The sequence below is a fragment of the Streptomyces sp. V4I23 genome, assembly GCF_030817975.1.
Lineage (GTDB): Bacteria > Actinomycetota > Actinomycetes > Streptomycetales > Streptomycetaceae > Streptomyces.
On sequence record NZ_JAUSZW010000004.1, the window covers coordinates 7027736 to 7043361 of the forward strand.

Genomic DNA, 15626 nt, shown 5'->3' on the forward strand with positions numbered 1-15626 from the left:
CGCGGTCTCACCGACGCCAGAGGCGCCAGTCGCCATTCATTCCGCTCCGAGCCCTCTCGAGGCGGACCGCCTGCGGTCAGTCCCGGCAACGTCGGTGCCGCACACACATCCCTCTTGGGGTACGCAATGCCTCCCTTCGTTTCCGCCCAGGTGGAGCCGGCCGGTCCGACCCTCGGCCAGGCGGAGCTCCAGGCGAGTGTGACCTGGGTTCTGCGCCCGGCGGCCAGTTCCGCCCAGACCGCTCGTCGGCAGGTCGGCGCCCAGCTGGAGGCCTGGGGCCTGCGGCATCTCGTCGACAATGCCGAACTGATCATCTCCGAGCTGGTCACCAACGCCTTCAGGCATGGCTCGAAGGTGGAGCCGGTCTGGCACACGATGCGCCGCATCTCCACCGACTGCGGCGACGTGATCCGCCTCGAAGTCGGCGACTGTGGGGGTGGGGGGTCGGGCAGCGTTCCCGCTCGGCGGGAGGTGGTCGATTCCGACGCCGACGGGGACGAACTCCTCTGTAGTGGCCGGGGGCTGTGCCTGGTGGAGGCCGTCTCCTCGGACTGGGGAGTGTGGCGCCTGCCTCACGGCCATGTGGTCTGGGCGGTGCTGCCTGCTGGAGAAGTCGACCCGGGGATGGTCCGCGCTGAAGAGCTGCCGTACGAGTACGGCCTGAAATGAACCTGAGTTGTAGAAGTAACCTCCCACCCTCTTGAAGGATCGTTCAACGATCCCTACCTTGTTCCCATCGTCGAGCCGAGCCCGATGTGCGTGATCTCCCGATCGCGAGGCCGGAAGCACCGCTTCACCGGCAGTTCTCCAGAGGTCTCGGCCCGTTCCTTCCCTCCCTCCGTGAGGCCATCGTGACATCCATCCCCACCACCCCCCCGACGACTGTGGAGGCTGAGCCGACCGGCCGGTTCGCCTGGTACCGGTCGATGTCCCCGCAAGGCCGCAAGGCGTTCAAGGGGGCTTTCGGCGGCTATGCCCTCGACTCCTACGACTTCCTTGTGCTGCCGATGGCGATGGTGGCCATCACCGCCTACTTCGGCCTGACGACGGCTCAGACCGGCCTCCTGACCACTGTCACGCTGCTTGCATCCGCAGTCGGTGGCGTGATCGCGGGCATGCTGATCGACCGTATTGGCCGGGTGAAGACGCTGATGGTCACGGTGGCCACCTACGCGCTGTTCACCGTGCTGTGCGGCTTCGCCACCAACTACCCGATGCTGCTCGGCTTCCGGACGCTCCAGGGAATCGGCTTCGGCGGGGAGTGGGCGGCCGGAGCAATCCTGGTCGCCGAATACGCCAAGGCCCGCTACCGCGGCCGTGTTCTCGCCTGGGTCCAGAGTTCGTGGGCGGTGGGCTGGGCGCTGGCCGTCGTTGTCGGCACCGCCGTCATGAACAACGTCGACCCGGATCTCGCCTGGCGGGTGCTGTTCTGGACCGGAGCGCTGCCGGCGGTACTGCTGGTGTACGTGCGGCGCAATGTGGAGGATGCGCCCGAGGTGACCGAGCGGCTCGCGGAAAAGAACGCGCGCGTCCCCCTGTCCTCCATCTTCCAGGGTGACCTGACCCGCAGGACGTTCTTCGCGACCTTGCTGGCCACCGGCGTGATGGGCGGCTACTACACGTTCGCCACATGGCTGCCCGCCTACCTCAAGGCGGAGCGTGGCCTCACCGTCGTCGGTACCGGCGGCTACCTGAGCGTGCTGATCACCGGCGCCTTCTGTGGCTATGTCACCGCAGGTCACCTCGTCGACCGGCTGGGACGCAAGGCATCGTTCGCCCTCTTCGCATTCCTCAGCGCGGGCCTGCTGATGACCTACGTGAACATCCCCGAGGGGTCGAACACTCTCCTGCTCGTACTCGGTTTCCCCCTCGGCTTCAGCGCCTCCGCCATCTTCTCCGGCTTCGGCTCCTACCTGGCCGAGCTCTACCCGAGCGCGGTCCGCGGCACCGGCCAGAGCTTCACCTACAACGTCGGACGGGCCGTCGGGGCGATCTTCCCCACCGCCGTGGGCTTTTCGTCGGCGGGTGTCGGCGGTGCACTGATCTACGGCGCCATCGGCTACGGACTCGCCCTCGTCGCGCTCCTTTGGCTGCCGGAAACACGCGGCAAGGAACTGTCCTGACGCACCGCCGGCCTTCAGGCAGATGATTCTGCACATCAGTGGTGGTCGGCGGCACTGCCGGCCACCACTGATGTGCCTGGTCCGGACCGCCGGGCCGGCACTCACGAGAGGTTCCAGCCGTTGCACACCAGAGCGAGCCATTCCCTCAAAGGAAGGCTTCGGCGCCGGTATGAGCCGGAGGTCAAGGCCGTGCGCCGCTTGTACCGCCCCGAGAACTGGCGCGTCCGGCACAAGCTGACCGCGGTCGTGCTGTTCCCCGGCCTGCTGGCGGCTGCCATGGCCGTCGTGAGTATTTCGCACACCATCGGCGACGCGAACGACCACAGACGCTTCTCCGAGATGGCCCGGCTCCAGCAGCCGGCCCTCGACCTGGTCCGGGCTCTGCAGGACGAACGCGACGTCACGGCATCCTTCATCCGGGGCCGGCGCGAGGCTGCAGATACCGACCCACGGGAACAACGCGCCGAGGTCGACACAGCGGTGGCCGCCTACCGCTCGGCAGCGGCCGGCATCGACACCACCGATGATCCGCAACTCGACACAGTCCTCCAGGACATCGCCAGGGAACTGGGCAGCCTGCCGGCACTGCGCACGTCCGTGGACCGGGCCAACCTCACGCAGAGCTCCATCCTCGCCAACTACACCACGGCCATTCGCAGGTTGCTGGACATCGGACCGGCCCTGGCCTCGCGAAACGGCGGCAGCGCGGCCGCTTCTCACGTGCACTCCCTCAACGCCCTCTCCCGGGCCACGGAGAACACCAGTCGGGTGCGTGCCTCGCTCAACAGCGTGCTGACCACCCGCACCTTCCTTGTCGGGCAGTTCCCGGACTTCGCCGGCACAGTCGCCCGCCAGCAGGAATCCATCAACGAATTCATGACCACGGCGAGCACGGAGCAGCGGAGTCTGTACGCCGACACCGTGAAGGGCGTACCGGTCAGCACCGCACACGCCATCCAGGAACGAGCCACCGAACAGGCGCAGTCTGCGCGCATCGACGTGGACCCCGCGGCCTGGCACAGAGCCTCCAGTCACAAGATCACCCTGATGCGGGAGGTGGAAGCGGAGATCCTCGCCGACCTCGTGGCCGTCAGCAGCGAGGCACACGCCTCCCGGGAGCGTGTGGCCCTGTGGTCCGCGGTCGGACTGGCGGCCGTGTTCGCAGCCACGGGCTGCGTGATCACTGCCGTAGTGCGTTCCCTGACCCGTCCGCTGGCAAGGCTCCGCATGTCGGCACTGGAGGTTGCCAACGAGCGCCTGCCCGAGGCGCTCACCCGCCTGCGGCAGGCGCATGTCGACGATCTCGACGGTTACCGGTCCACGCCCACCGGCGTGGCGTCCGACGACGAGATCGGGGAAGTCGCCGAGGCCTTCGACGCGGTGCAGAACGCCGCCGTCGCACTGGTCAGGGACCAGGCAGCGCTGCGCGCGCACATCAACGGCATGTTCATCCACCTCTCACGCCGCAACCAGCAACGGGTGGGCAGGCTGCTCACTGAGATCGGCGACCTCGAGCAGCACGAGCGCGACCCCGACCACCTTGCCCGCCTCTTCCGCCTGGATCACCTCGCCACGCAGATGCTGCGCACGGACGAGAGCCTTCTGGTGCTCGCAGGGTCCGACACCGGCCGCATCTGGGAACAGCCGATGCCCCTGGCCGACATCATGCTGGCGGCCGGCGCCGAGGTCGAGCAGTACACCAGGATCGACTACCGTCCCCTGGTGACCGCGGACGTAGCGGCGGATGCGGTCACCGACCTGGTGCACCTGCTCGCCGAGCTGATGGAGAACGCGACGGACTTCTCCGGCGCAGACACGCGCGTCACAGTGACCTGCGGGATGGCGCCGGACCGTCTGAGCGACCTCCTCATCTCCATCCAGGACCACGGCACCGGGATGACGCCCGAGCACCTGGCCGCGGTGAATCAGCGGCTCGCTTCCGCTTCGTCTCTGGACCCGGGCGCAGGCCGGAGCATGGGACTGATCGTCGTCGGCCGCCTCGCCGCCAAACATGGCGTCCACGTCCATCTGGTTTCCGGCGTCCAGCGGGGGACCACGGCACTGGTACGCATCCCGGCGAGCCTGCTCACCGCCCGCCACCACGGTGCTCCCGCCGTCACCCACGAGCAGTGCCCCCCGACAGCCGATCGGCCCGTCTCCCGCTCCGAGCCCGCCCGGCTCTCCTGCCAGGGAACTGCCGACGACCCGGGTACTGCCGACGACAACGGTTTCCCCCGCGGCGCCCCCCACAGCACCGACGCCGCACCGGCCTTCTCCTCGCCGCAGGAATGGCTGACCCAGCGCCGGTTCGCCCAACGGTTGCACAGCGGTGACACCCCCGCTCCCTGCCCGTTGCCTCCCGCCCGATCCGGCAGCACCCCACCCGACACGGAAGGTCGCCTCTGATGCCCAGACCAGCTGCCGGCGTCGCCGCGCTCCTGTCCACCGCGCTGCTCGTCGCAACGGCCTGCACCGGAAGTGCCGACGTGCCGGTCCAGCCTCACCGCACGGTGAACATCGGCTTCCTCGCACCTGTGTCGGGGCCCGTGGCCACAGTGGGAACCGACACCCGGCGGGGCGCCGAACTGGCCGTCGAGATCGTCAACGGCCGTTACCCGATCCCTCTGCCACTGGCGAAGGGCGCGGGCCTGCCACGCCTGCACAACGCCCGAATCAAACTCCTGGTGGCCGACACCCACGGCTCCGCGACGCGAGGTGCCGCCGAAGTCGAGCAGTTGGCGAGCGACGGGCAGGCGGTTGCCATCGTCGGTGGATACGAGTCGGCCGTCACCGAAGCGTCCAGCGCGCGGTCCGAGAAACTCAAGATCCCCTTCGTCAACGGAGGCTCCTCCGCCTCCTCGCTGACCGAACGGGGACTGGACTGGTTCTTCCGCACCGGCCCCTCGGAGCTCGACTACGGCCGGGTGGTCTTCTCTCTGCTCAAGGAACGCCAGAGCACGGGTACGTCCGTCCGGCGCATCGCCGTCATCCACCAGGACGATCAGTACGGCAACGACGGAGCCGCCATGATCAAACGCCTCGCGTCCCACGTCGACGGGCACGTCGTCGCCGACGTGGCAGTCGAGAGCGGGACGGAGGGCCTCGTCGCTCCTGCGCGTGCGGTTGCGGAGGAGGAGCCCGACGTCGTCCTGACACTGCTGTACACCGCGCAGGCCCTGGCGCTGCAGGAGTCCTTCCGCTCCCTTGCCTACCGCCCCAAGGCACTCATCGCGTTCGGCGGCGGCCATGCGGATCCTGCCTTTCTGCGCAAGGCCCGGGCCGGGGCGGAAGGAGTGTGCAGCCGGTTCGCGTGGTCGGCAGACCTGGCCGAACGCAATCCCACGGCCAAGGCCGTCGCAGACCTGTACTGGAAGCACTATCGCGCTCCGATGAACGACGACGCCGCCCGCGCGTTCACCGCCGTCATGACCCTCGCCCAAGCGATCAACAGTGCTGGATCCCGCGAGCCGGCCGACATCCGCTCGGCACTGGTGAACACAGACGTACCGGGACGGGACACGATCATGCCCTGGGACGGTGTGAAATTCGACGACAATCATCAGAACATCGGCGCACGCGGCATCGTGGAACAGGTGCACGCCGGCAGATACCGCCTGGTCTATCCCTACGACGTCGCGCAGGCCCAGCTGGAGTGGCCAATGACGGGTGACGGTTGGTAAGCGGCCGCACGTCACCGGCGTCGGCCGGGTGGAGCCGGGGTGCCGGTCTGATGCCCGGCCCGTCAGGCGGTCCGGAGCTCTGAGTACCTCTGAACCAGCAGCTTTTCCGCGTCGGCAAGGTAATCGGCCAAGAGCAGTTCGGCTCTGACCCTGTCCGCCTCGCGCAGGGCGGAAAGGATCTGCCGGTTGCGCTCCAGGAAGGGCTCGTGAAAGCCGCGCGGGTTGTCCATGGCATGGAAGACCAACCGCAGTTCCGCCAGGACACCGCGCATCAGCTCGTCCAGACGCTTGCTCTTGGCGAGGGCCACGACAGCGTGATGGAAGTGGATGTTCGCTGTGCCGAGCTCGAGCCAGGAGCCTTCTGCCGCCGCCTTGTCGCCTTCGGCGACCGCGGCTTCAGCCCTGCTCAAGTCATAGGGAGGTGCCCCGAGATTGCGGACTGCCGCGCATTCGATGAGCTTGCGGACCCGGTAGATGTCGATCACGTCCTGCACCGTGAGGTCGCGGACGAACACGCCGCGGTTGAGCTCGTGGACGAGCAGCCTCTCGTGGGTCAGCAGACGGAAGGCCTCGCGCAGTGTGTTGCGGGAGACTCCCAATGCGCTGCCGATCGCGTCCTCGGACAGCTTGCTTCCCGGTCGCAGATACCCGTCGGTGATACGAGACCGCAGGATGTCGGCCACCCGGTCCGCGGTACTGGACCGCCCCAAGAGCGCCCGGTCCCCGGCGAGAACTGACGGGTCGACCTCGGTTGTCATCCCTTTTCCTTCCCCGACGGCCGGCGGTGCGGCCGATGACCTCTTCAAGCCTGTTCGTTTCCAGTCAACCGGAAATGGGTGAACGAAACAACACACCATCTACCGGATCGTTCAACGATCCTCTAGTATGGATGCCAGAGGTGCTGCTCTGCCGGGTCAAGATCTGGGTCCGGATCAGGGGCACGCCGGCGCTGTCGAGGGCCGCTGCGCCCCAGTGGCCAGAGCTTGATTCCTACAGGCCTGCACAGGACGGGAGTCGTCGCCGACACCTGTGACGAGAGGATCACCGATGACAAATGTTCCAGCCCCGGTAGCCCTGACTCCCCGGGCGGCGCGGGCGAGATTCCGCGACGGCACCGACGTGCCCACCACAGGCTGGTGCGCCGCCTATACGCAGGCGAACCTCATCGCAGTGCCGGCCGACTGGGCCTACGACGTTCTTCTGTTCTGCCAGCGCAACCCCAAGCCGTGCCCTGTCCTCGACGTCACCGACCCGGGCTCCTGGTCGACACCGCTGGCCCCCGGCGCGGACCTGCGTACCGATGTCCCCCGCTACCGCGTCTGGCAGGACGGACAGCTGGTCGACGAGCCCAAGACGTCGTCGACGTGTGGCGCGAGGACCTGGTCACGTTCCTCATCGGCTGCAGCTTCTCCTTCGAGACAGCACTGGCCGAGGCAGGCGTACCCCTGCGCCATGTGGATCAAGGCCGCAACATCGCCATGTACCGGACCAGCCTCGACTGCCGGCCGGCCGGCCGGATCAAGGGATCCGTGGTCGTGTCCATGCGGCAGATTCCCGCCGGCCTGGTCGACACCGCGACACGCGTCAGTGCTCTCATGCCGGCGGTCCACGGAAGCCCTCTGCACGTCGGCGACCCCGCCGCTTTGGGCATCAAGGACCTCGACCAGCCCGATTTCGGAGATCCGGTGGCGGCCGAGCCGGGCGACGTACCGGTGTTCTGGGCCTGTGGGGTCACGCCCCAGGCAGCGCTGATGGTGTCGCGACCCCCCTTCGCGATCACGCACGCCCCCGGGTACATGCTTATCACCGACGCTCGTGACACGGACTACCGCCTCGCATGACCGCGCAGTGGCTGCTCGTGCCGAGTGGACTGCTTCAAGGAGACACAACAGCTGTGACAGACATCGTGATCGACCTCAACGCCGATCTGGCAGAAGGCTTCGGTCGCTGGACGCTCACCGACGACGAGGCGATGCTGTCGGTGGTGACCAGTGCCAATGTCGCCTGCGGTTTCCACGCCGGAGACCCGAGCATCATGCACCGCGTCTGCGACACGGCAGCCGAACGCGGCGTGCGGATCGGAGCCCAGGTCTCCTACCGAGACCTGGCCGGCTTCGGCCGCCGAGCCATGGACGTCCCCGCCCAGGAGCTCGCCGACGAGATCACGTACCAGATCGGCTCCCTCCAGGTGTTCGCCCGGGCAGCCGGAGCGGACGTCGCGTACGTCAAGCCTCACGGGGCGCTGTACAACCGTGTGGTGTTCGACCACGAGCAGGCAGCCGCCGTCGCTGCGGGTGTCCGGCTCGCGGATGCCACGCTGCCCGTCCTGTGCCTGCCCGGCTCGGCCATGCATGCGGAAGCCCGGCTCGTCCGCCTGCCGGCTGTGGAGGAGGCTTTCGTCGACCGCGCCTACACGGCGGAAGGGACGCTCGTTCCCAGGGCCACCCCGGGCGCGGTGCTCACCTCTGCCCAGCAAGTCGCCCGGCGGGCCGTGGACCTGGCGCGGAAGGGTTGCGTCGACTCCCTCGACGGGGAAACGGTGCCCGTCAGGGCGCGCTCGCTGTGCCTGCACGGAGACACCCCTGGGGCCGTCGAGCTGGCCAAGCACGTGCGCCGGGCGCTGGAATCGGCGGGTGTCAGGGTAGAGGCCTTCGCATGAGACTGAACCCTGTGGGAGCCGATTCCCTCCTGGTCGACCTGGACACGCCGGAGGAGGCGCAAGCCTGGCATGTTCAGATCCTGAACCGCCGCAGCGCAGGCACGCTCCCGCCGGTGCGCGAGGTCGTGCCCGGCGAGAAGACCGTACTGCTGTACGGAGTCGGCGACGTCGACGTCATGGCCGCAGAACTGCGTCACTGGTCGGTTCCGACGCTCACAGCCGACAGCGGCCCGCTGGTCGAGATTCCGGTGCGCTACGACGGTGCCGATCTTCCCGCCGTGGCGGAGCTGTGGGGTGTCACCGAGCACGATGTGGCCGGCATCCACAGCAGCACCCAGTACCGCGTGGCCTTCTGCGGCTTCGTTCCCGGGTTCGCCTACATGCTCGGGCTCCAAGAGCCCTACCACGTGCCCAGGAAAGCGGAGCCCCGCACGTCCGTACCCGCGGGCTCCGTGGCACTGGCAGGCCCCTACACCGGCATCTACCCCCGTGCCTCTCCCGGCGGCTGGCAGCTGATCGGCACGACTGACGTGTGCCTGTGGGACATGGAACGCGACCCCGCCGCGTTGCTGGCCCCGGGCACGCGTGTCCGCTTCATCCCACAGCCCGTATCCCGTGATCGGGGCGCGTCCAAGAGAACCGCGCAGGCCGACACGAAGGGCGGGAGGCACAACGCATGAGCGGCGGCAAGATGGAAGTCGTACGGGCCGGCGCCCTCACAACGATTCAGGACCTCGGCCGGTTCGGCCACGCCAGTCTGGGCGTACCGCGGTCCGGCGCCCTCGACCAGCCGGCGCACCGTCTGGCGAACCGGCTGGTGGGCAATCCGGCCGACGCTGCGACCTTGGAAACCACACTCACCGGCGTGGCCGTGCGCGTCACGCAGGCTGTGGTCGTGGCCGTGACCGGTGCCCCCGCCCCGGTACGCGTCAACGACAGACCCGCGGCGTGGGCCGAGCCGGTGTACCTGCCCGCAGGCGCTGTGCTGTCGGTGGGCACGGTCACGAGCGGCCTGCGCAGCTACGTCGCCGTCAGCGGAGGTATCACCGTCCCGTCCACCCTCGGTAGCCGCTCCACCGATCTCCTCTCCGGCCTCGGCCCCGCCCCTCTCCGGGACGGCGACACCGTCGCCGTGGGCGTACCCGGCGGTCGGCCGATGCGATCCGACACCGTGGCATGGCAGGCACCCCCGTCCGAATTGGTGCTCCCGGTACTCCTCGGTCCTCGGGACGACTGGTTCACGCGCGCCGCGGTGGACACTCTCGCGAGCGCCCGATTCTGGGTCTCCTCCAAGAGCAACCGCATCGCGCTGCGGACGGACGGCCCCGTTCTCGAGCGCGCCGTGCACCGTGAAATGGCCAGCGAGGGCATGGTCGTCGGCGCGATTCAGGTGCCACCCGAGGGGAAACCCGTGGTCTTCCTGGCCGACTCCCCGACCACCGGCGGCTATCCCGTCATCGGTGTCGTACCCGAGAACCGACTGGCGGCGGCAGCCCAGGCCGTGCCGGGCCTGCCGGTCAGGTTCGGTCCGATCCACCGACGCCGCCGGATCTGAGCCGGCCGAAGCGTGGGGCGGACGAACTCCGCGCCGGCCGGCCCTCCAGGCCTCCGCACTCCTGGCCCGCCACCGGACCGACGACCGGCGGCTGCCTGTGCCGCTGAGCCGGTCAGGTGAGTTCCGTGCCGCGGGTCTCCGGCAGACCGACGAGGGCGATGAGGGCGACGGCGTAACCCATGACGCCGTAGACAAGAGCGCCGCCGACGCCTTCGTCGCCTGCCGCAAACCCCACGGAAGTCGGGAAGAAGGCCCCGCAGGCGCGTCCGACGTTGTAGGTGAAACTCTGCCCGGTGCCCCGGACAGCACTCGGGTAGAGCTCGGCGAGGAAAGCGCCGAAGCCAGAGAAGATGGCGGAGGCACAAAAACCCAGAGGGAAGCCGAGGACCAGAAGCATTCTGTTGGAACCCTGGGGGATGTTGATGTAAGCCATCAGCAGGCCCCCGCTGAGAACCGCAAAAAGGGCGAAGGACTTCTTGCGTCCCAGGAAGTCGACCACGTAGCCGGCGGTGACGTAACCACAGAAGGCGCCGGTGATGAGCACGAACAAATAGCCGCCGGTACCGACGACGGTCAGACCGCGTTCGGTCTTGAGATAGGCGGGCAGCCAGGTCGCAATGGTGTAGTAGCCGCCCTGCACCCCCGTCGCGAGCAGGGTGGCGAAGAACGTCTTGCGGGCCAGGGCGCCTTGGAAGACCGATGACAGCGGGACGCGCACCTCCTTCGCGAGCCGCCTGGTCAATTGGGGGGCGTCCTGCACCTTGCGGCGCACATACACCAGCAGCAGTGCGGGAAGAGCGCCGGTCCAGAACATCACGCGCCAGGCGATGGCGGGATCGAGGTTGTCCATCACCACGGTGCTCACGATGACCGCCAGCCCCCAGCCGACGGCCCAGGAACTCTGGATGAAGGCCAGCACCCGGCCCCGGTACTGGCTCCTGGCGTACTCGGCGACCAGGACGGCACCGGCCGCCCACTCGCCGCCGAAACCGATGCCCTGAAAGGCCCTGCTCACCAGCAGCATGGGATAGTTCACGGCGAAACCGCACAGCACGGTGAACAGGGCGTAGGTGCCCACGGTGATCATGAGGGTGCGGACCCGGCCCACACGGTCGATCAGCACCCCGGCGAGAATTCCACCGATCGCAGACATCAGCAGTGTGACGGTTGTCAGCAGCCCCGTCTGCGCCGTGCTGAGGCTGAAGTAGCCCGCGATCGCGACCATGCTCAGCGGCAGTACCTGAAAGTCGTAGGAGTCGAGAGCGAAGCCACCGAACGCCCCTTTGAAGGCCCGGCGTCCCTCGCGAGTGAACGACCGGTACCAGGACAGAGGGCCCGTCACCTCCTGGCCGTCCGGCCCCAGCCCGCTCGGCGTGGACGCCACGGTGTACCTCCGATCGCCAGAGAGGAGGCACATCGGAGGCTGCTGAGCCGCCCGACGCGGGCCTCGCCGGGAAATCCGCGCTTCCAGCCTCTCATCCGCCGGAATGTGGTGAGCCCAGATGCGCAGGATGTCGGCCAAGTCTGGCGCCCTTTCGAAGGGAATCCGGTGTCCCGGCGCGCGGGCCCCCGGTCGTCTCTACGCCGGATTGCCGCCTTGGTGAACGACCCCGTCTCGGCCACGGCCACGGGCAGCCGCAGCGCGTCGTTCTCGACACGTTCCTCCCGCCGCCGGGCCTCCCCTCGTCCCTCGACTCGTCCTCAACCCATGTCTGTGGCGCATGGATTCCATGCAATCCAGTCGCTGGTGACATCTCTTGCCGCGCCCTAGCGTCGTTCGTGCGGCGGCGCTGCGGAGGAGGAAGGCGCACGGCCGCTCCACCGACACGTGCGATCCGAGGGGAGAGGTGTGATGTTGCGACGAGCTGAGCAGAGGCGGGGCCGGTGGGATCAGTGAACCGGAGGGGCGTGCTCCAGTTGCCGGTGATGCTCGCTGATCTGAAGGAACTCGTCCGGTGCGAGTCCTTCTCGGGAGACCACGCCGCGGTGGCGCGCAGTGCCGAGGCGGTCGGCGCCCTCGGCACGAGGCTGCTGGGAGCCGAGCCGGAGACGATCGTGATCGACGGAGTGACCCATCTGCGGTGGGCGTTCGGTACCCCGCGGGTGCTGCTGGTGGGACACCACGACACGGTGTGGCCCATCGGCTCGCTCCGGTCCCGTCCTTGGTCGGTGGCCGACGGCATGGCCCGGGGCCCCGGGGTCCTGGATATGAAGGCGGGACTGGTGCAGATGTTCCACGCGCTGGCCTCGCTGCCTTCCCCGGACGGAGTGTGCGTCCTGGTCAACGGGGACGAGGAGGTCGGCTCCCCGACATCCCGGCACCTGATCGAGGAAACCGCGCGGGGGTGCGTCGCCGCCTTCGTGCTGGAGGCGGCCGCGGACGAGAGGGGTGCGCTCAAGACCGCCCGCAAGGGCACCTCACGGTACGAAGTCGTGGTGCACGGCCGGGCAGCCCACGCGGGTCAGGAACCGCACAAGGGGGTCAACGCCGCCGTGGAGGCCGCTCACCAGGTACTCGCCCTCGCCGGCATCGAGGCAGCCGTGGGCGCGGCTCACCCTCTTCTGGGCGCCGCGACCGTCACGCCCACCCTGCTGTCGGCCGGCAGCGCGCGCAACACGGTGCCCGCGACGGCGAGGGTGTCGGTGGACGTACGTGTACCGACCGCGGCGGCACAGGACCGGATCGACGGGCTCGTACGAGAGCTCACCCCACGAACGCCCGGTGCCCGGCTGGAGGTCCTGGGCGGCCCCGGGCGGCCGCCCATGGAACCGGAGTCCAGCGCCGATCTGTTCTCCCTCGCCTCCCGCGTCGCCGCGGAACTGGACCAGGCGCCTCTGCGCGCAGCCGTCGTCGGAGGCGCCTCGGACGGCAACCACATCGCGGCGACGGGCTGCCCGACCCTGGACGGCCTGGGCGCCGTGGGTGGCGGAGCCCACGCGGACACCGAGTACGTGGAGGTAGCGCAGATGGTCCCCCGCGCGCGTCTGCTGGCCGAGCTGATGAGGAGGACCGCGCGATGAAGCCACCGACACGACACCTCGGCTTGGTGTTCACCGCGCTCGCAGCCGCCGTGACCCTGGCCGCCTGTTCCACCGCTCCCGGCGCGGCACCGGCCACTGAACCGACGCCCACGGACACCACCACGGCGATCGCCGACCCGCTGACGCCGACGGAGAGCACTCCGCCGACGCACTACCCGTCCGCCACCACCTCCGCTCAGACCGCCGCCAATGTTGCGCTCTGGTACTGGTCCGGAGGTGAGGAGCAGATCACCGGCGTGCACCGCCGGGCGGAGGAGGTGTACTCCCACCATGAGGAGGACAGGTGGGTCATCGACTTCACCTGGTTCTTCGATGACGTCCGCGAGGCCAAGGAGTACCCTCCCATCCCCGACCCGAAGACCCAGGCCGCCTGGGCGGCCGCCCTCAAGAACATCAGCGAGGGTGGCGGCGCCGTGTACGACGTGACGCGGCTCGACACCGGCGAGAGCAGCCAGAGCGCCGAGGAGGCCAGGCAGATGGACCGGGGCTGGAAGGAACTCGCCAAGGGCATCAAGGGCCTCGAGGCGGTCGAAGAACGGCTCAGCCGGACCTTCGGACTCGAACCGCTGACGGCTCCCTGAGAGGTCGTCAAGCGGCCGGCAGGACGGTCGACGCCATGGGCGCCGCGCAGACGCATCTGGCCGGGCGAACGGCGGCCGCGGTCCCTGGTGAGGTGATCCGGGCCCACTGCCGCCCACGACAGCCGGTTGGTGTCGGAGGCGCGGGCGCCGTCCGCCTGGAGGGGGTGCTGGCCGCGGACTTCGCCGAGTATCGCCGCGGGAAGCTGCCGTTCTGGACGGATCCGACGCCGGCCCCGGTACCTGAAGGAGTCGAGCCGTGGCCACACGACCCCGGGCCGCCCTTCGAACAGTGGCCGGGCCTGGCGCCTGAGTTGCCCCTCACCTCTGAAGGCTCCGCGCCCGAGGAGGCTGCGTCAAGCCTGCTGGCCGGGCTCATCGAGACGGGCCGGTTCGGGCTGGACGCGTGTCGCCTCGTTCTCGTCCCTGCCCATCGCAGCGGCGATGCTCTGGCGTTGATCGGCTGGTCTGCAAAGGCGCCGCTTCCTCTGCTGTGTGCACTCCTGCGCAGCTGGGAGGACCGTTTCGGTGCCCAGGTCGTGGCCGTGTTCGGCAGCGAGCTGTATGTCTCGGTCGCGAGACCTCCCGTTGAAGCAGAGCACGCGAACCTGCTCGCTTTGGAGCACGTGCTGTCGACCGCGGACAACATCGTCGATGACCCGCCCACGCCGTTCCCCGAGTATGCGGCGGAGCTCGTGGGGCGGACTTCCTGGTCGTTCTGGTGGGACTAGGCATGACGGCCGGGCTGCCCAAGGAAGTAGGTGTGGTCAAGAAGGCGGAGCTCGACCGTGAGCGCACAGCAGTCCCGCCCAGCAGCAGGTCCTGCTCATCCTTGCCGGGCAGGCGTCGGCACTGCTGCCACAGGCGGCGTTCGACCTCCGCCACCTGGACGGTGCCAAGCGACTCGCGCGCACGGCTGTTCTGTACGGCGAACAGCGCGGTTCGAGCCGCTGCGGGCTGGATCCGCTCGGTGTCTCACTCCTGCAGGCAGCTCAGCGCCTGCATGGCCTCGCGCTCCAGGCGTGAAAGATCGCACAGGATGGTTCCTGCCTGTGCGAGGTGCTGCGCATCGCCTGATTCGCCGGCTGTTGTGATCAGTGCTGCGGCTTCCGTCCACAGGATGCCTGCCTCGGTGTACAGCCCGTGGCCGGTGCGCAGGTGGCTGCTGTCGAGTAGTTGGGTGCATTCGGCGAGGAAGTCGCGGTAGAGATTACGGAACAGGGCACCGCCGGTGCCGGCCTTCTCCATCGAGAGGGCGGCTTGGGGCAGGTCCCGTTGCGGGTTGTCGGTCCGCTGGAGCCATGTGCGCACCAGCTTGCCGGCCTTCTCGATCCCACGGTGGCCCAGGTTGGCGATGGGCGGGTTGAGGAAGGCGTCGGCGCAGGCGGTGATGGCGGGAATGATCTGGCCCTGTGGGGAGGGCAGGTTCGTCGGAGCGGTGAGGGTGAAGGACCGCTGCTTGGCGGTCATCGGGCCGCGCGCGGCCCTGGCCTTGGCGAGGCTGGTCAGGCTGGTGGACACGGCTCCGCCTTGCTGGTCGGTGTCCACCAGGTAGGCGTCGTGGTCGTCATAGCCGTACATGGCGACGACATGACCGCTGAAGTGCACCTTCGACCCGAAGTAATCCAGGTAGTAGCTGTCGAGCTGCAGTCCGACGGGGCGGCCGGCGTCGATGTGGGCTGCCGCGTTCTCCCATGCCCTGCGGGGGGAAGTGGTCTCCTGGACCAGGAGCTCCAGCCCGAGTCCGGCGGCCAGGTTTCTGGTGAGATCGAAAGGCTTGACCCGTCCCCCGAGGAAGGGGAAACCCATGTTCTTGCTGTCCCAGTAGATGAAGGACAGACCGGAGCCGAGGCCGAAGAGCATGGGCTCGGACAGATCGAGCCCTTGGTGCCGCAGCAGCACTCCCAGAGCTGTCGTCTCGCAGTGCTGTGTACTGCGGGCATCGATGCCTTTCACCGTGGTCATGCCATGCTCTCCTGGACGGGGATG

At 68.6% G+C, this 15626-nt stretch carries 13 protein-coding genes and 1 pseudogene; 11 read left to right on the forward strand and 3 right to left on the reverse strand.

What is annotated here, in order from left to right; all coding sequences use genetic code 11:
* Nucleotides 1-126: 126 nt before the first annotated feature.
* The 4 genes from QFZ82_RS34375 (at nucleotide 127) to QFZ82_RS34390 (ending at nucleotide 5803) form a co-directional block, all read left to right on the forward strand.
* On the forward strand, nucleotides 127-669 hold the full coding sequence (locus QFZ82_RS34375) for an ATP-binding protein (RefSeq protein WP_307716840.1): 543 nt from the start codon (nucleotides 127-129) through the stop codon (nucleotides 667-669).
* Between the two features lie 182 nt (nucleotides 670-851).
* Nucleotides 852-2123: an MFS transporter gene (locus tag QFZ82_RS34380; RefSeq protein ID WP_307716841.1), complete on the forward strand. Its 1272-nt coding sequence runs from the start codon at nucleotides 852-854 to the stop codon at nucleotides 2121-2123.
* 189 nt (nucleotides 2124-2312) lie between these two features.
* Complete coding sequence (locus tag QFZ82_RS34385; protein WP_307716842.1) at nucleotides 2313-4529, forward strand: nitrate- and nitrite sensing domain-containing protein; 2217 nt, start codon at nucleotides 2313-2315, stop codon at nucleotides 4527-4529.
* Entirely contained in the window at nucleotides 4529-5803 is a 1275-nt protein-coding gene (locus tag QFZ82_RS34390; RefSeq protein WP_307716843.1) for an ABC transporter substrate-binding protein, read from the forward strand. Before QFZ82_RS34385 ends, QFZ82_RS34390 begins: the two co-directional genes overlap by 1 nt.
* A 62-nt stretch (nucleotides 5804-5865) precedes the next feature.
* On the opposite strand, the gene QFZ82_RS34395 is transcribed toward QFZ82_RS34390, so the two are convergent.
* The gene (locus QFZ82_RS34395) at nucleotides 5866-6561 is read right to left on the reverse strand and encodes a GntR family transcriptional regulator (RefSeq protein ID WP_307716844.1); all 696 of its coding nucleotides are present in this window, start codon (nucleotides 6559-6561) and stop codon (nucleotides 5866-5868) included.
* A 289-nt stretch (nucleotides 6562-6850) separates the two neighbouring features.
* On the opposite strand from QFZ82_RS34395, the pseudogene QFZ82_RS34400 reads away from it, so the two are divergent.
* The 4 genes and pseudogenes from QFZ82_RS34400 to QFZ82_RS34415 all read left to right on the forward strand — a co-directional run bounded on the left by QFZ82_RS34400 (nucleotide 6851) and on the right by QFZ82_RS34415 (nucleotide 10017).
* Nucleotides 6851-7644: pseudogene (locus QFZ82_RS34400) on the forward strand (putative hydro-lyase).
* 65 nt (nucleotides 7645-7709) lie between these two features.
* Nucleotides 7710-8462, forward strand: a complete 753-nt coding sequence (locus QFZ82_RS34405) for a LamB/YcsF family protein (protein ID WP_307717928.1) — start codon at nucleotides 7710-7712, stop codon at nucleotides 8460-8462.
* Nucleotides 8459-9142: an allophanate hydrolase subunit 1 gene (locus QFZ82_RS34410; RefSeq protein WP_307716845.1), complete on the forward strand. Its 684-nt coding sequence runs from the start codon at nucleotides 8459-8461 to the stop codon at nucleotides 9140-9142. Before QFZ82_RS34405 ends, QFZ82_RS34410 begins: the two co-directional genes overlap by 4 nt.
* Nucleotides 9139-10017 (forward strand): biotin-dependent carboxyltransferase family protein, encoded by an 879-nt coding sequence (locus QFZ82_RS34415; RefSeq protein WP_307716846.1) that lies wholly within the window; start codon nucleotides 9139-9141, stop codon nucleotides 10015-10017. Before QFZ82_RS34410 ends, QFZ82_RS34415 begins: the two co-directional genes overlap by 4 nt.
* A 112-nt stretch (nucleotides 10018-10129) precedes the next feature.
* Here the strand turns inward: QFZ82_RS34415 and QFZ82_RS34420 are convergent, their stop codons facing one another.
* Nucleotides 10130-11434, reverse strand: a complete 1305-nt coding sequence (locus QFZ82_RS34420) for an MFS transporter (protein WP_373429459.1) — start codon at nucleotides 11432-11434, stop codon at nucleotides 10130-10132.
* 509 nt (nucleotides 11435-11943) lie between these two features.
* Between QFZ82_RS34420 and QFZ82_RS34425 the strand changes: the two genes are divergently transcribed.
* The 3 genes from QFZ82_RS34425 to QFZ82_RS34435 are packed head-to-tail and all read left to right on the forward strand — an operon-like array spanning nucleotide 11944 to nucleotide 14368.
* Nucleotides 11944-13038, forward strand: coding sequence for a M20 family metallopeptidase (locus QFZ82_RS34425; protein WP_307716848.1), 1095 nt, complete (start codon nucleotides 11944-11946; stop codon nucleotides 13036-13038).
* Complete coding sequence (locus QFZ82_RS34430; protein ID WP_307716849.1) at nucleotides 13035-13640, forward strand: hypothetical protein; 606 nt, start codon at nucleotides 13035-13037, stop codon at nucleotides 13638-13640. The genes QFZ82_RS34425 and QFZ82_RS34430 overlap by 4 nt, the downstream gene beginning before the upstream one ends.
* 35 nt (nucleotides 13641-13675) lie before the next feature.
* On the forward strand, nucleotides 13676-14368 hold the full coding sequence (locus QFZ82_RS34435; protein WP_307716850.1) for a DUF4253 domain-containing protein: 693 nt from the start codon (nucleotides 13676-13678) through the stop codon (nucleotides 14366-14368).
* A gap of 244 nt (nucleotides 14369-14612) precedes the next feature.
* On the opposite strand, the gene QFZ82_RS34440 is transcribed toward QFZ82_RS34435, so the two are convergent.
* Nucleotides 14613-15602, reverse strand: a complete 990-nt coding sequence (locus QFZ82_RS34440) for a BtrH N-terminal domain-containing protein (protein ID WP_307716851.1) — start codon at nucleotides 15600-15602, stop codon at nucleotides 14613-14615.
* Nucleotides 15603-15626 lie beyond the last annotated feature (24 nt).

Coding starts and splice junctions, on each gene's coding strand:
- QFZ82_RS34375 (WP_307716840.1), top strand. CDS start 127: ATGCCTCCCTTCGTTTCCGCCCAGGTGGAGCCGGCCGGTCCGACCCTC.
- QFZ82_RS34390 (WP_307716843.1), top strand. CDS start 4,529: ATGCCCAGACCAGCTGCCGGCGTCGCCGCGCTCCTGTCCACCGCGCTG.
- QFZ82_RS34395 (WP_307716844.1), bottom strand. CDS start 6,561: ATGACAACCGAGGTCGACCCGTCAGTTCTCGCCGGGGACCGGGCGCTC.
- QFZ82_RS34410 (WP_307716845.1), top strand. CDS start 8,459: ATGAGACTGAACCCTGTGGGAGCCGATTCCCTCCTGGTCGACCTGGAC.
- QFZ82_RS34415 (WP_307716846.1), top strand. CDS start 9,139: ATGAGCGGCGGCAAGATGGAAGTCGTACGGGCCGGCGCCCTCACAACG.
- QFZ82_RS34420 (WP_373429459.1), bottom strand. CDS start 11,434: ATGTGCCTCCTCTCTGGCGATCGGAGGTACACCGTGGCGTCCACGCCG.
- QFZ82_RS34425 (WP_307716848.1), top strand. CDS start 11,944: ATGCTCGCTGATCTGAAGGAACTCGTCCGGTGCGAGTCCTTCTCGGGA.
- QFZ82_RS34430 (WP_307716849.1), top strand. CDS start 13,035: ATGAAGCCACCGACACGACACCTCGGCTTGGTGTTCACCGCGCTCGCA.
- QFZ82_RS34435 (WP_307716850.1), top strand. CDS start 13,676: ATGGGCGCCGCGCAGACGCATCTGGCCGGGCGAACGGCGGCCGCGGTC.
- QFZ82_RS34440 (WP_307716851.1), bottom strand. CDS start 15,602: ATGACCACGGTGAAAGGCATCGATGCCCGCAGTACACAGCACTGCGAG.